Annotated in this window: 16 protein-coding genes and 1 pseudogene; 8 read left to right on the top strand and 9 right to left on the bottom strand. The window is 63.7% G+C overall.

Going from position 1 to position 13,950, the window contains the following annotated elements; genetic code table 11:
- Positions 1-137 precede the first annotated feature (137 nt).
- Entirely contained in the window at positions 138-569 is a 432-nt protein-coding gene (locus ACQRA4_RS12685) for an ArsR/SmtB family transcription factor (protein WP_427823431.1), read from the top strand.
- On the top strand, positions 562-2,499 hold the full coding sequence (locus ACQRA4_RS12690) for a heavy metal translocating P-type ATPase (RefSeq protein ID WP_427823432.1): 1,938 nt from the start codon (positions 562-564) through the stop codon (positions 2,497-2,499). Before ACQRA4_RS12685 ends, ACQRA4_RS12690 begins: the two co-directional genes overlap by 8 nt.
- Before the next feature lie 108 nt (positions 2,500-2,607).
- Here the strand turns inward: ACQRA4_RS12690 and ACQRA4_RS12695 are convergent, their stop codons facing one another.
- The 7 genes from ACQRA4_RS12695 to moaA form a co-directional block, all read right to left on the bottom strand.
- Positions 2,608-3,912, bottom strand: coding sequence for a metallophosphoesterase (locus ACQRA4_RS12695; RefSeq protein WP_427823433.1), 1,305 nt, complete (start codon positions 3,910-3,912; stop codon positions 2,608-2,610).
- 48 nt (positions 3,913-3,960) lie between these two features.
- Positions 3,961-4,080 carry an ACT domain-containing protein gene (locus ACQRA4_RS12700; RefSeq protein WP_427823446.1) on the bottom strand — a complete coding sequence of 40 codons (120 nt, stop codon included), beginning with the start codon at positions 4,078-4,080 and terminating at the stop codon, positions 3,961-3,963.
- Entirely contained in the window at positions 4,053-4,262 is a 210-nt protein-coding gene (locus ACQRA4_RS12705; RefSeq protein WP_427823434.1) for a hypothetical protein, read from the bottom strand. The genes ACQRA4_RS12700 and ACQRA4_RS12705 overlap by 28 nt, the downstream gene beginning before the upstream one ends.
- Positions 4,259-4,933: a YczE/YyaS/YitT family protein gene (locus ACQRA4_RS12710; protein ID WP_427823435.1), complete on the bottom strand. Its 675-nt coding sequence runs from the start codon at positions 4,931-4,933 to the stop codon at positions 4,259-4,261. The genes ACQRA4_RS12705 and ACQRA4_RS12710 overlap by 4 nt, the downstream gene beginning before the upstream one ends.
- 19 nt (positions 4,934-4,952) lie before the next feature.
- Positions 4,953-5,942 carry a Holliday junction branch migration DNA helicase RuvB gene (gene ruvB, locus ACQRA4_RS12715; RefSeq protein ID WP_427823436.1) on the bottom strand — a complete coding sequence of 330 codons (990 nt, stop codon included), beginning with the start codon at positions 5,940-5,942 and terminating at the stop codon, positions 4,953-4,955.
- A complete protein-coding gene (ruvA, locus tag ACQRA4_RS12720) occupies positions 5,942-6,553 on the bottom strand; it encodes a Holliday junction branch migration protein RuvA (RefSeq protein ID WP_427823437.1) in 612 nt (203 codons plus the stop codon). Before ruvA ends, ruvB begins: the two co-directional genes overlap by 1 nt.
- Before the next feature lie 231 nt (positions 6,554-6,784).
- The gene (gene moaA, locus ACQRA4_RS12725) at positions 6,785-7,798 is read right to left on the bottom strand and encodes a GTP 3',8-cyclase MoaA (protein ID WP_427823438.1); all 1,014 of its coding nucleotides are present in this window, start codon (positions 7,796-7,798) and stop codon (positions 6,785-6,787) included.
- Positions 7,799-7,863: 65 nt separating this feature from the next.
- Between moaA and ACQRA4_RS12730 the strand changes: the two genes are divergently transcribed.
- Positions 7,864-8,142 carry a DUF5334 family protein gene (locus ACQRA4_RS12730; RefSeq protein WP_427823439.1) on the top strand — a complete coding sequence of 93 codons (279 nt, stop codon included), beginning with the start codon at positions 7,864-7,866 and terminating at the stop codon, positions 8,140-8,142.
- Positions 8,143-8,238: 96 nt separating this feature from the next.
- On the opposite strand, the gene ACQRA4_RS12735 is transcribed toward ACQRA4_RS12730, so the two are convergent.
- Entirely contained in the window at positions 8,239-8,823 is a 585-nt protein-coding gene (locus tag ACQRA4_RS12735) for a hypothetical protein (RefSeq protein ID WP_427823440.1), read from the bottom strand.
- Positions 8,824-9,189: 366 nt separating this feature from the next.
- Between ACQRA4_RS12735 and ACQRA4_RS12740 the strand changes: the two genes are divergently transcribed.
- From ACQRA4_RS12740 to ACQRA4_RS12760, 5 genes are all read left to right on the top strand, one after another.
- A complete protein-coding gene (locus ACQRA4_RS12740; RefSeq protein WP_427823441.1) occupies positions 9,190-9,564 on the top strand; it encodes a hypothetical protein in 375 nt (124 codons plus the stop codon).
- A 23-nt stretch (positions 9,565-9,587) separates the two neighbouring features.
- Positions 9,588-10,937, top strand: coding sequence for a tRNA (N6-isopentenyl adenosine(37)-C2)-methylthiotransferase MiaB (miaB, locus tag ACQRA4_RS12745; protein WP_427823442.1), 1,350 nt, complete (start codon positions 9,588-9,590; stop codon positions 10,935-10,937).
- Positions 10,931-11,515: a bifunctional nuclease family protein gene (locus ACQRA4_RS12750; protein ID WP_427823443.1), complete on the top strand. Its 585-nt coding sequence runs from the start codon at positions 10,931-10,933 to the stop codon at positions 11,513-11,515. Before miaB ends, ACQRA4_RS12750 begins: the two co-directional genes overlap by 7 nt.
- A gap of 238 nt (positions 11,516-11,753) precedes the next feature.
- On the top strand, positions 11,754-12,161 hold the full coding sequence (locus ACQRA4_RS12755) for a hypothetical protein (protein WP_427823444.1): 408 nt from the start codon (positions 11,754-11,756) through the stop codon (positions 12,159-12,161).
- Positions 12,162-12,298: 137 nt separating this feature from the next.
- Positions 12,299-13,831, top strand: coding sequence for a histidine kinase (locus ACQRA4_RS12760; protein WP_427823445.1), 1,533 nt, complete (start codon positions 12,299-12,301; stop codon positions 13,829-13,831).
- On the opposite strand, the pseudogene ACQRA4_RS12765 reads toward ACQRA4_RS12760, so the two are convergent.
- Positions 13,828-13,950 (bottom strand): annotated as a pseudogene (locus ACQRA4_RS12765) (IS5/IS1182 family transposase); the annotation flags it as partial. The gene ACQRA4_RS12760 and the pseudogene ACQRA4_RS12765 overlap by 4 nt on opposite strands.

Consider the following 13,950-nt stretch of genomic DNA (forward strand, 5'->3'; position numbering starts at 1 on the left):
GCTGTATGTCGTCAATATTTCGTCATATGGCGAATCATGCTTGACACTGCGGACGCATGCCCCTATATTTCGCCACAGAACGAAATGAAAGCGTACTCATCTGGTTGCCGTAACCGCTTGCCAACAATGGAGACGCCATGTTCAATTTTCTCAACCTGGTTCGCGCCCTGGGGGATGAGAGCCGCGTCCGCATACTTATGGCCTTGCGCCATCGCCCTCTCTGCGTCTGCGAAATCACCACCTTGCTGGGCCTGGCCGCTTCGACCACCTCCAAGCATCTTTTTCTGCTGCGGCAGGCCCGGCTGATCGAAAACATCAAGAAAGGCCGCTGGGTTTACTATCGCCTGCCGGAAAATCCCACCCCCAGCGCGCATGACGCCCTGATCTGGCTGGAAAGAGAACTGGCCGACAGCCCGCAGATATTGCAGGACGCCGCCGCCCTGCCGGGCATCTTTCATAACAGGAACATCCATGCCTTTCTGGAACAAAAGCATATTCCCGCTGCCGTCTGCGACGCGCGGGACGCCAAAAACCCACATGCTCGCTCCGGGAGAAAAAAACATGAGTAATGCCCGCGGCATTGACGATCGCCACTGCGCCTGCGGCGCCTGTTCCCCCCAGGCGCATGAACACGAGGCCGGCGCTGAACGCCGTGAACCGCTGCTCATGGGCGCTTCCGCCGTGCTTTTCGCCGTGGGCATGCTGGCGGACGCGCGGTTGGAAACCTTTCTGCCGTCCTGGCTGGTGACGGCATGCTGCTATGCGCTGCCCTACGCGCTCTGCGGTTATGAGGTGCTGCGTCATATGTTGCGCCATATGGCGCGCGGGGATTTTTTTAACGAGTTTACCCTGATGGGCGGCGCGACCATCGCGGCTATCGCTCTGGGGCAGTTGCCCGAGGCTGTGGGGGTGATGCTTTTTTACCGCATCGGCGAATTTATGCAGGAGCGCGCGGCCGGAAATTCGCGCCGTTCCGTCAGGGCCCTGCTGGCGGCCCGCCCCACCACGGCCCATGAGATGCTGGACGGCGGCGCAACGCGCGAGACAAGCCCGGCCGCCCTGAAACCGGGCAGCCGCATTCTGGTTCGGCCTGGCGAAAAAATTCCTCTGGACGGCACGGTGCTGGAAGGCGAATCCCAGGTGGACACCTCGCCCCTGACCGGTGAATCCGTACCCGCGCGTCTGCTGCCCGGCGGGCGGGTTCATGCCGGAACCATCAACCTGAACGGCGCGCTGACGGTGGAAGTGACGTCGCCTTTTGCCGAATCCTCCATCGCCCGCATTCTGGGAATGGTGGAAAACGCCGCCGCGCGCAAGGCGCCCACCGAACGCTTCATTACCCGCCTGGCGCGCTGGTACACTCCGGCGGTGACCGGCCTGGCCCTGCTGGTGGCCACAGCGCCGCCGCTGTCGGGCTTGGGAAGTTTTCATGAATGGATTTACCGCGCTCTCGTACTGCTGGTCATTTCCTGCCCGTGCGCCCTGCTCATTTCCATTCCGCTGGGCTATTTCGGCGGCATCGGCGCGGCATCGCGCCGGGGCATTCTGATCAAGGGCGGCGCGGTGCTGGACAGTCTGCGCGACATTCGCGTGGCCGCCTTTGACAAGACAGGAACCCTCACCCAAGGCATATTCGAGGTCAATGCCGTGCTGCCGGCGCCCGGCGTCAGCCGCGAGAATCTGCTGGCCGCCGCCGCTCTGGCCGAAAGCCGCTCCAACCATCCCATTGCCCGCTCCGTGCTGCGCGCCGCCCGGAGCGAGGGCGTCGCCCCCCTTGACGCCGCCATCACGGATATGCGCGAAATCGTGGGCAAAGGCGTGGAAGCAACCGCGGACGGCGCTCAACTGCTGGCCGGCAATGCGTCCCTGCTGGAAACCCATGGCGTCACGCCCCTGCCCGTAAACATGCCCGGAAGCGTGGTGCAGGTGGCCCGTAACGGCGACGCGCTGGGCGCTCTGGTGATATCGGACAGGATCAAGCCGCAGGCCCCCGGCGCGCTGAAAGAGCTGCGTCATCTGGGCGTGAATGCGCTGGTCATGCTTACCGGCGACCGCGAAAGCCAGGCCAGGCCCGTGGCAAAAGAGCTGGGGCTGGATGCGCTCAAGGCCGGCCTGCTGCCTGAAGAGAAGGCTGACGCCCTGGAAGCCCTGGGCCCCACGCGCCAGACCCTGATGGTGGGCGACGGCATCAACGACGCGCCTGTGCTGGCCGCCGCCGGGGTGGGTGTGGCCATGGGCGGCCTCGGCGCTGAAGCGGCCATTGAAACCGCCGATGTGGTCATACTGGACGACAATCCCCAACGCCTGCCGGAGCTGCTGCGCATTGGCCGACGCACCCGGCGCATCGTCTGGGAAAACATTATCCTGGCCCTGGGCATCAAGGGTCTGTTCATGGCCCTGGGCATCGCGGGCCTTTCCGGCCTGTGGGAAGCGGTCTTTGCGGATGTGGGCGTGGCGCTGCTGGCCGTGCTCAACGCCTCCCGCGCCGGGCGGGCTTAGAGTCAGACCTTATCAGGGCATTTTGCTTTTGAAATGCGCAATTTCAAAAGCGGGCCTGCCGTCAGGTCGGGGGGGGGCGTAGCCCCCCCTTTACGGGCGCCTTCTCTTTCAGGCAGGCCGGGCGGCGGCGCAACGCAAGGTGATGAGCGCAATTTCCGAGGGAACGCCCACGCGCAAGGGAAAGCCGTTCCACAGCCCAGCGCCGGCGCTGACGTACAGCGGCATGCCCTCAACCTGATACCAGCCCCGCACATAGCCCTGATTGAACAGGCCCACCACTGTGCTCAGGCCCGGCGCGTGGCCGCCGTGGGTATGGCCTGAAAGCTGCAAATCCACCCCTTTTCGGGCGTTGCGCGCGGCATTGCCCGGCCTGTGGTCAAGCAAAATGCGCGCCGCCCCATCCGGCGCCCCGGCCAGGGCCGCCGCCAGATCCGGCTCTGGCAGGTTGAAACGGGCCGCCGCCGGGTCGGTAACGCCTGCCAGCACCAGCTCATGACCGCGTATGCCGAGCGTCTGATGGCTGTTCAGCAGCATGGTCATGCCCAGCTCGGAAAAAATCTCCATCCAGGCAGTGAATCCGCTGTAATATTCATGATTGCCCGTGCAGGCCAGCACAGCGTACCGGGCGCGCAGGCGGCGCAGTTCGGCCACGCTTTCCGCGCGATCCGCGGGCAGGCCGTCCACCATGTCGCCGGTCAGAACCACCACATCCGCCCCCTGGGCGTTGACCCTCTCCACCACGGCTCTGACCCACCCCCGGCCCAGCAGCGGGCTCACATGCAGATCACTGATCTGCGCCAGCCTGAGCCCGTCCAGAGCCGCGGGCAGCCGGGGCAGAACGACATCTCTCCGCCGAACGTCGGGAACGGCCACGGCCTCGCGCACGCCACAGGCCGTGGGGGCCAGAACCAGCCCCGCCAGAGAGACGCGCCCCAGAACGGAAGCGGGCGCGGCGCTCAGACCGGCAGCCAGAAAACGCCGCCTGCCGGGAGAAAACGCGGCGCTCTGTCCCGGCTTCCGCCGCAAGCCGCGCCCCGCCCGGCGGGCAAGGCCGACTCCCAGAAGCGCCATATCCCGCAGCAGCGTCAGCGCGAACAAAACAAGCAGGCTGGCGAACAGCCAGCCCTGGAGCATCAGCACCCACGCCGGCAGGTGGGGCGCGGACAGCCCGCCGAAAAAAAAGCCATTCAACAGGTATTCCTGCGAGGCGAAAAAAAGCGCAATGCCTGCCGCCGCCTTGCCGGCGCGGCTCAGGCCCGACGGCAGCACCAGCCGGAACAACAGGTATAAAAACAGCACAAGGGCCGGCAGATAGAGTATCACAGGGGCCTCCTCACTGGAGTCAAAATCAGGAAACCATGCCGCGCGCAGAGCGGGCGGACGCAAGCGGCTCCCCGTCTTGGGCCAATTCATGACCCGCCCGCCTCAAGGCGGCCAGAGCCTCGTCAAGCTTTTCGCTCTTCACCAAATATAGTCCGTGGCATAAGTGGACACGGCAAAAATGCTGATGCCGCAGGCCGCCAGCAGCCCGGACAGTTCGGCCAGAACGCCCGTCAGGGAAAAGGCCAGCGCGCCTGCAATGCGAAAGGCCCTCCAGCCGTTTTCTCGGCCGGGGCGTCATCCGGCGCGGTCGCGCTTCGGCAGACCAGGGAAAGCTCCTGATCCGTCTTGCCCACAAAAACAAAATCATCTGTAAAATCAATATATTTCAGGTCATGTATCTGACAGATGGAAAACTCGCCATCCAGAAGCGTGATGATCATGCCCGCCCCTTGCCGTGCCGGATTGACTTTCCGCCGTGAAAAAATGGCCCCAGGCGGCGCGTCCAGCGGGAAAAAAAGCGGACGCAGAAACCGGTCAGCACGGCGGCGATCACCGTGCCTTCGCGCAGCCCCACCACGGCGTGCAGAACGGCAAAGGACAGCCCGGCGGCCGCAAGCACCAGAGAAAGGTCGAAAAGCACCTTGATGTTGCCGAAAATCCTCCGGCTGCGGTAGGCGATGGCAATGACAATGCCCTCGCCGGGCAGCACGGTGGCGTCACTGACGATTTCCAGACTGACGCCCAGGCCCAGCACGACGCAGCCGGTCAGGCAAAGCGCAAGTTGCAGAGGATAGACGGAGGTGGTCAGAGGCTGGGTCAGCCACATGCAGAGGTCGATAAAAGCGCTGAACGGCAGCACCGCCGGAAGCTGCAAAAGATGCGAGACCGAAAATTCCTGCCGGAGCAGGCATTTCTGGGCGGCCACAAACAGAACATTGAGCAGAAAGGTGGCCGCGCCCAGGCTGAGCGAAAATATGGCGGCCAGCGCAAAGGGCAGGCTGGTAATGGGCGTGGTGCCCAGGTTGGCGTTGGTAACCAGGGCGATGCCCAGCGCCATGATGAAGGAGGCGACGCAAAAGCCGGCATAGCGCCGGACGGGATTTTTTTTCATCATTACCGGCATTGAAGCTTCAGGAGAGCAGCAATTTCAGATGCTTGTACGCCCTGGCCGTGGCCATGCGACCGCGCGGCGTGCGTTTGAGAAAGCCGCACTGGATCAGATAGGGCTCGTAAATGTCCTCAATGGTTCGCACTTCCTCAGAGCAGGCCACCGCCAGGGTTTTGATGCCCACAGGCCCGCCGTCATAGTGCGTTATCAGCACTTCCAGCAGCTTGCGATCCATCTGGTCCAGGCCATGTTCATCCACATCCATGCGCGTAAGAGCTGAGGCGGCTTCCACGCCCGTGACCCGCCCGTCGCCGTGCACCAGCGCAAAATCCCGCACCCGGCGCAGCAGACGGTTGGCGATGCGCGGCGTGCCGCGCGCGCGGCGACCGATCTCTTCCGCGCCCTCCTGAGTCACATCCACGCCCAGAATGCGCGCGGTGCGCCGCACCACCCGCGCCAGGTCGGCAGGGCTGTAGTATTCCAGCCGGGCCACAATGCCGAACCGGTCCCGCAGGGGTGATGAAATCAGCCCCATGCGCGTGGTGGCCCCCACCAGGGTAAAGGGCTCCAGATCTATCTTCACGATGCGGGCCGCCGGCCCCTGGCCGATGACCAGATCCAGCTTGAAATCCTCCATAGCCGGGTAAAGCACTTCCTCCACGGCAATAGGCATGCGATGAATTTCATCCACAAAGAGGATGTCATGGCGGCCCAGATTGGTCAAAATGGCCGCCAGGTCGCCGCTGCGCTCCAGCACGGGACCGGAGGTGCAGACCAGACTGACGCCCAGTTCGGAAGCCATGATCTGGGCCAGAGTGGTTTTGCCCAGCCCCGGGTTGCCGTAAAACAGGGTGTGGTCCAGGGCCTTGCCCCGCTCTCGCGCGGCGTCCAGATACACGCGCAGATTGGCGCGCAACTCATCCTGGCCGATAAAGTCGTCCAGGATGCGCGGCCTGACGCTTTCATCCAGGCTGGCCGTCGCGTCCGGCGCATTACCGTCAAAATCCGTCATCAGGCTCTCCCTCTGGCCAGCGCCTTGAGCGCGGCCCTGAGCGCGCCAGTCACGTCCATATCCGGCTCTTCATGCAGCAGATTCTTGACCAGGGGCGCGCATTCCTCTTCGGCATAGCCAAGATTGGCAAGACCGTCCAGCACGTCCCGGAACACCGAGCCGGGCCGGCCGGCCGCAAGCAGCGCGGCGGCCTGGGGCGCGTCCTCCACCTTGAGCTTGTACTTGAGCTCCAGAAAGACATGCTGAGCCGTCTTTTTGCCGATGCCGGACACGCGCGTCAGCGCCAGAACATCGTCCTCCAGCACCAGGCGGCGCAGGTCGTCAGGGCGAAAGATGGACAGGATGGCCAGAGCCGTGCGCGCTCCCACCTTGGAGATGGATACCAGCACTTCAAAGGTCTGGCGCTCTTCAAAGGTGGCGAAACCGAACAGCTCCAGGGCGTCCTCACGGACGGCCAGGCTGGTGTACAACGCCACAGAGCCGCCCCTGCCGGGCAGGGCCGCCAGCGTGTGCGCGGGCAGCGCCACTTCATAGCCCACCCCGCCTTCCGTGATCACAAGGCAGGCATTGCCCCAGACTTCGGCCAGACGGCCTTCCAGATACGCAATCATACAACTCCCGGATTATGCGCGCAGCCGCCGTTCATACGATCGCCAGGGCAGACGCGTTTCATTTGAGTTTCGCCAGCCGGTGATTTGTCGTGGCAATCCGTCAAAACCAGCCCTCCGCCTGCGCTTCGCCGCAGCGGAACAAAGGGGGCTTCGCCCCTTTTCGTCGCTTGTCGCTTTATCTTGCATAAGACTGATCAGACGCCTCAGCCCTGATACTGCCCCACATGGTCATCAGCCTCCGATGCCAACCATCTGCCGGGCCGCCACAGCAGCGCCCGCGCGCCGGGCGCGCAGCAGCTCCGCCCCCACGGGCTTGCCCGCGCAGGCCCGGCGCATCACCGTCGCCAGCGCCTCATCCGTCATGCGAGGGTGACGCAGCAGGCCGCGCAGGCGGTATTCCCTGTCCGCGAACAGACAGGTGCGCAAAGCGCCCTCGCTGGTCAGGCGCAGGCGATTGCAGGCCAGGCAGAAATGATTGCTCAGGGGCGCAATGAAGCCCAGCCGCCCCAGGCCGCCTTCAATGCGGTACATGCGGGCCGGGCCGGATTCGGCCTCTGCGCCCGGCGCGTCCGCTTTCACCGGGATCAGACGCGCGCGGCGCGCGGCCTCGGCCCGAACCTCGCCGGCGGCCCAGAAAATTTCAGAGCTCCAGAGCGTGCCGTCGCCCATAGGCATGAATTCAATAAAACGCAGGTCAAGGGGCATGTTCCGGGCGGCATGCACAAAATCGTCCATTTGCCCGCCATTGACGCCGCGCATGGCCACCACGTTGATTTTTACCCGAATGCCCGCCGCCAGCAAGCCGTCCAGCGCTTTCAGCACCGCGGGCAGCATATCCCGCCCCGTAATCCGTGCGAAGGTGGCGCGGTCAAAAGTATCCAGAGACAGATTGACCGCATTTATGCCGATGCGCCGCAACAAGGGGATGTGCGGCGCCAGCAAAGTGCCGTTGGTGGTGACGCGCAGGTCCAGGCCCGGAAAGCGTTGGCGCAGCATGACCAGAAAATCGTCGCAGCCCTTGCGGACAAAGGGTTCGCCACCGGTCAGGCGCACCTTGCCGATGCCCAGGGCGGCGGCAATGCCCACCATGCGCGCCATCTCCTCATAACGCAGCACCTGCGCGTGGGGAATGAAGCGCTGTCTGGCATTGCTGCGGCAGTACAGGCAACGCAGATTGCAACGATCCGTCACTGAAAGCCGCAGATAGCGCACACTGCGGCCGTGGCCGTCATGCAGGGCGCGCATGCTTTACCCCGACAGTCGGATACGGCATGTTGCCAAGAATGCGAAATGGATTTAAACCTGCCTGCATGAAACACCTGCTGCTTGGGGCGGCCATTGCGGGCTGCCTGCTCGTGCCGCTGACGGTTCCGGCGTGGGACGGTTTTGACGCCGACACCACCGACCTTGTGGAAATAACGCCCGACAGGCTGCCCTCTCAGGGCCAGACTGTGGATGTTCGCAACTACGACACCGACGCTTCTGAAACCTGCCTGGTGGAAAGCGTGACCCGCAACGCCCGCACGGTGGAAGTGGTGGTGCGCACCCCCAAGGGCGTCAGGCGCACCCTGGTCATGGAAGGGCGCTGAAAGCCGCGGCAGAGCCGGCAAAGCGCTGCGCCTTTCGCAAGGCGCGTGGCCCCGCCAGCCACCGGCTCGCGGCAGGCGGGCCAGCAGGCGAAGCCTCTATTCGCCCGGGGAAGCGTCTTCCCCTTCCTCCCGCTCATAGCCCGGCAGCAGCACGCCGGCGCTCTCGGCCTGCCCCTGGCCCTTGGGGCAGTGAGACTGCATATGGCATATTTCACAACCTCCCCGGAAGGGGTAGTGGGTCACGACCGCATAACGGCGGCTGAGCAGCGACGAATCCTCGCTCTTGTAGGGCAGGCCCAGACCGCTCAGGGCCTCGCGCAGGGCCTGCGTGGGGCGCGGCGAGGGCGCGCAGCCCCCGTCCTCCACCTGCGGCAGCAATTCCTGCACGGCGGCCATGCACATGAACTGGGCCAGGTTATTGATCAGAAAGCCGTCCGACGCGGATTTGCCCCAGGCTTCGTCCACGGCCTCCTCCACGCTTTCCGGCAGCCAGATCGCCAGATAGGAAATTTTGCCCGTGCCCACTTCGCACACTTTCAGTTCCGGCAGCCACTGGCCCCAGAGATTCACAAGCCGTTCCAGAGTCGCGCCGCCCAGGCGCGTTTCACGGCTCAGATTCATAAAGGCTTCCATATCGAAATATGGTTTGATCTGATGCTCGACAATGCTGGTTTCGCTCACATGCTCTCCTTACAGAAAGACGACTTGGAGTATTTTGCTTCTGGAATCCACAATTTCAAAAGCGGCCCCGCTTTTCCCCGCAACACGGGGCAAGCGCCTGAAAAACGCGGTTTTCAGGCTCACCCGGCGCGGGCGTCCGCTCTCGCGGTCGCCGAAAGCGCACGCCTTTTTCAAGGGCAGTTCGCTCTGGGGTGCGGGCGCGGCTGGAACAGCCCGCGCCCTCTCCCGCCATTGTAACCAAGGGGGGCGCACCGTCAAGGGCGCGTCCGCCGACAGTCCGTCGGGGCGCGGCGTCTTTACTTCCCTGCGCGCCTTGCGTATTTATGGGCGCACATATTCCGGCGAGCTTTCACAAAAGGAGCTTCCATGCGCAAAAACGACGCCCCCCCGGCCAAAATCCGCTACAAATATGAAATGGCGCCCGAAGCCCGCCTGCAGACAGCCCACGGCGTCTGGGGCGGCATCAACCCCCAGGGCGAAATCGAAATGAATTTCTACCATGAGAGCGACAGCCTGCCCGCCTACTCTGAGCGGCTGATCACTCCGGACGGCTCCATAGGGCACGAAATCACGCCCGAAGATGACGAGCAGCGCGACGTCACCCGCCACATCCACAGCCGTGTGCTGCTCAACTATCACACTGCCCGCGCCATCCTGGAATGGCTGGAAGACCGGGTGGCCGCCCTGGAAGAGGAAGGCCCGCCGGACATGTACGATACGGATTCGGGCATTGAACAGTGAATTTCCAGGGAACGCGCGCGGCCATGCCTGAAAAGAGCTTCCATATCATTACCTTCGGTTGCCAGATGAACGTGCACGACTCCCAGTGGCTGGCGCGCGCCCTCACGGCTCGCGGCTTCGCGGAAGCCCCTCTGGAAGAAGCCCGCGTGGTGGTGGTCAATACCTGTTCGGTGCGTGAAAAGCCGGAGCAGAAAGTCATGAGCGCCCTGGGGCGCATACGCCAGGTCACGCATGGCGACCCCGGCGTGCTGGTGGCCGTGACAGGTTGCGTGGCCCAGCAGGTGGGCGCGGCTTTTTTTGAACGCGAAAGCCAGGTGCGCCTGGTGGCGGGCAGCGACGGCGTCAGCGGCGCGCCGGAGGCCATCGAGCGCCTGCTGGCCGAGCCGGACCTGCGCCTCTCCCTGCTGGATTTCACCAGCCGCTATGTGGAGCGTGAGGCGGGCGTCGACGGCCCCTGCGGCCCGGTGGCTTATGTGAACATCATGCAGGGCTGCGACAATTTCTGCTCCTACTGCATTGTGCCCTTCACCCGCGGCCGCCAAAAATCGCGCTCCACCCCGGCCATTCTGGCCGAATGCCGAACCCGGCTGGAACATGGCGCGCGTGAAATCACCCTGCTGGGGCAAAACGTCAACGCCTTCGGGCGGGATAAAAACGGCGACGGCGTGAGCTTCGCCAGCCTGCTGGCGCGGGTGGCCGCCCTGCCCGGTCTGGAGCGCCTGCGCTTCGTGACCCCGCACCCCAAGGATATGGGGCCGGAAGATGTGGCCGCCTTTGCGGAACTGGCGCAGCTCTGCCCCCGGCTGCATCTGCCCCTGCAGGCCGGTTCGGACGCGGTGCTCGCACGCATGCGGCGCAGGTACGACCGGCGCGGCTTTCTGAATCTGGTGGCCGCCCTGCGCGCGGCCCGGCCGGATCTGGCCCTTTCCACCGATCTGATCGTGGGCTTTCCCGGCGAAAGCGAGGAGGATTTTCAGGCCACTCTGGAGATGATGGAAGCTTGTGACTTCATGTCCAGTTTTTCCTTCTGCTATTCAGACCGGCCCGGCGCCCGGGCCGCGCTTTTTCCAGACAAGATTCCGCCCGATGTTCAGCGGGAACGCCTGCTGCGCCTTCAGAGCCTTCAGGAAAAGCTCAGCCAGCGCTGGCTGGACGCCCGCGTGGGCCGGGAAACCTGCCTGCTTATCGAGGGCAGAAGCCGCAGAGGCGGCCCGGACGGGAAGCCCAGCTGGCAGGGACGCGACCCCTACGGCGCGCCAGCCCATGTCGCCCTGCCGCCGGACGCTGACCATACCGGGCGCATGGTTCCGGTGCGCGTCACAGAGGCCAAAAAGCACAGCCTCATGGCCCTGCGGACAGGTGAACTATGGTAGAAATGCATGTATTCGGCCTGAGCATCGACCCCCAGACCAAAAATCCCATCGTGATTCTGAAACAAATCGACGGGGAAGCGGTGCTGCCCATCTGGGTGGGGGCCATGGAAGCCATGGCCATTTCCCTGGTTCTCAACAACGAGCGTCTGCCCCGACCCCTGACCCACGACCTTCTGCTGATGAGCCTCAACGCGCTCAAGGCCGAACTGCTCCATGTGGAAATCACCGAACTGAAGGACGGCATTTATTACGCCCTGCTGGCGTTGCGCGGCCCTGAAGGCCAGGCGCGCGTGGACTGCCGCCCCTCGGACGCCATCGCCCTGGCCCTGCGGGCCGGAGCGTCCATTCTGGTCAGCCCGAGCGCGCTCCAGCGCCCGCGCGGGGAAACCCCTTCCGCCCAGGCGGCCGACGCGGCCACGGACATGATGCGCAAGGTCAGCGCGCGCAAGGAAGTGGACCTGCTCAACGGCCTGTTGAGCCGCGACGGCATCCTCCCCAACGAAGACAGGCCCGATGAGGAAGAACATTATCGCAACCTGCTGCGTTCCCTGGACCCGATTTCGCGTCACAAGATGTAAGCGTGCCGCCACAGCGCGACACGCCGTTTCTGCGCTTTTTCCGGCAAAGAAAAGACAGCCTCGCGCACGGCCTTCACAGGCCCATGTGAAGCCGTTTGCAATTTTTCTAGAAATTTTCTAACCATATCACATTGATATAATTATCCATCCTTAAGCTTGCACGGATTCCCCCTCAGCGGCCCCTAAAGGTTTTTCCGCGTTATTCCGATAGGCAGGGCATAACACGGATGGAAAAGCCATGTTGGATTACCGCCGCTTTAAGGAAATCAACGATCTCTTCGCCTCCGGCAAACCGGAAAAAGCCCGCCACCTGCTCATGGAAATGCAGTCGCGCTGCATAGCCCTGCGAGATGAAATGAGCATGCTCAAAGTCCGTCTGCAGACCTTTGAGGATATTCTGTATCTTTCTCAAAATCTTTATGAGGAACACGGCTTTTACTGGCTGCGCACCGCCGGGGTCAAGCAAGGTCCGTTCTGTCCGCGCTGTTATGAAAGCGAAGGCGCTCTGATACGCCTGGAAAAACAGCAGCAATCTCTGCTCTGCCCCTATTGCAGCACCAGCTACAAAAGCGCCGTCCGCGTCATGCCTGAAACGGCGGAACCCCTTGACGGACGCCAGGCCCGCATACTTCCCTTCGCCAAATGACCGGCGGGCGCGGCGGCAAAGCCCCTGCCGGCACTTGCCGGACGACGAAAGCGGTTATAAAATATGGGTGAGGTAAGGGCCACAGCGCCGCAATGGCCGCTGTGGCCCTTACCCGTTCGAGAGTAATGGATGATCGCATGACCAGCCGCAGCCTGCCCAATGTTCTTCTGCTCAGCGAGAGCGAACAGCTCGCCGCGCTGGACAGACGCGCCCTGCGCGACGCGGGCGCGGCCCAGGTCAGGGTGCTGACCTCAGGCATCCAGGCGGCCCGCATTCTGGCCGGCCTGGCCCCGGACAACCAGAATTTTCAGCCGGACATCATCGTCTGCGGCCAGAAACTGACGGACATGGACGGCGAACAGTTCTGCGCCATCCTGCGTCTCCATCCCCGTCTGCTGGCCGTGCCCGTCCTGCTGATCCTGCCCAACGACAGCGAGGTGGAACAGCTCAGAACTCTGGGGTGCGGGGCCAGCGCGCTTCTGGGCCGCCCCTATTCCGTGGCGGCTCTCCGGGAGCAGTTGGACACCCTGACCGCGTCGCAGCAGCGTCTGACGCAATTGCAGCAGGCCGCGCGCTATGCCGACACCAAAGCCTTTGACGAGGCCCTGTCCACCTACGGCATTCTGCTCAAGCCCGTGCGCCAGCCCGAGGATTACTTTCGCGTGGGCATGCAGTGCCTCCAGCAGAACCGCTGGAACAACGCCATCAATGCCTTTCAGCGCGCCCTGCGCAACGCCCAGATCAAGGGTGAGGCGGAATTGGGCATGGCCGTGGCCTGGAAAGGCAAGGGCGACCTCTCGCGCTTTCGCTTCTGGCTGGCCAGGGCCGCTGACACCTTTGTGCGCGCCCGGCGCTGGCACCGCGCCCGCGCCGCCTATGCCCGCCTGCTGCGGGACGACCCCTCGGCCAAAAGCCCCTTTCTCAGTCAGGCCCGGCAACTCATGCGCCAGGGGCTTTACGACGAGGCCGCCGATACTCTGGCCCAGGGCTTCGAGGTGACGCCCAGACGCCAGGTTCGCGACAAGATTGCCCAGACCTGCCTGAGCGCCGACGAACCTGAGCGCATGCTGCAAGACCTGGAAGCCAGCCTGGGCCGCGCTATGGGCGCGCGGGGCAACCGCCTCAGCGATGAAATCCGCGACAGTTTGGACGCTCTGGCCCGTGAACAGGAGGCGCGCCGCCGCCAGAGCGCCGCAGAGCGCCAGTGGCAGGCGTCGCGCCCGCAGAGCGGGCGGAAGGAAAGCGGAGGCGAAGCGGAAGCCCTGCCGTCTCCGGAAAGCCCGCCTGAGAATGCGCCGAAATATACGGCGGGAAGCGCCTCTCAAGCCCCTGCGTCTGAGCAGGCGGTGATCAAAAGTCCGCTCAGGCAGCGGCCCCGCACCGACCGGATGACCGCCATCAGCGTTCTGCCGCCTCATGAGCCTTCGCCCCGCCCAGCTCTGAATCCGCGTCTGGACGGCTTGTCCGATTTCGACAACCGGGGCCGACGCGCGGACGGCGCGACGCGGGATGATCAGGTCGTGACCCTCGCGCCCCTCACCGAAGCGGAAGCCACCAGCGGTTTTTTTAAGGAACGCCCCAGGCTCAACGAACTGCTTTCCGTCATGAAGCTCACCTGGAAGCTGGCCCACCGCGACAAACAGAAAAAAACTAGGTTCAGGACTCATTAAATATAGAAGGTGACAATGGCAGCGATGCAAATGGCGGAAAAGAAGGTGTGGGCAACGGTCATACCGCGTGGCAATTCTACGCCAATCCTTGAGCCTGCCAAACATGATTTCTATTTTGT

The organism is Desulfovibrio sp. SGI.169, assembly GCF_050313595.1.
Lineage (GTDB): Bacteria > Desulfobacterota > Desulfovibrionia > Desulfovibrionales > Desulfovibrionaceae > Desulfovibrio.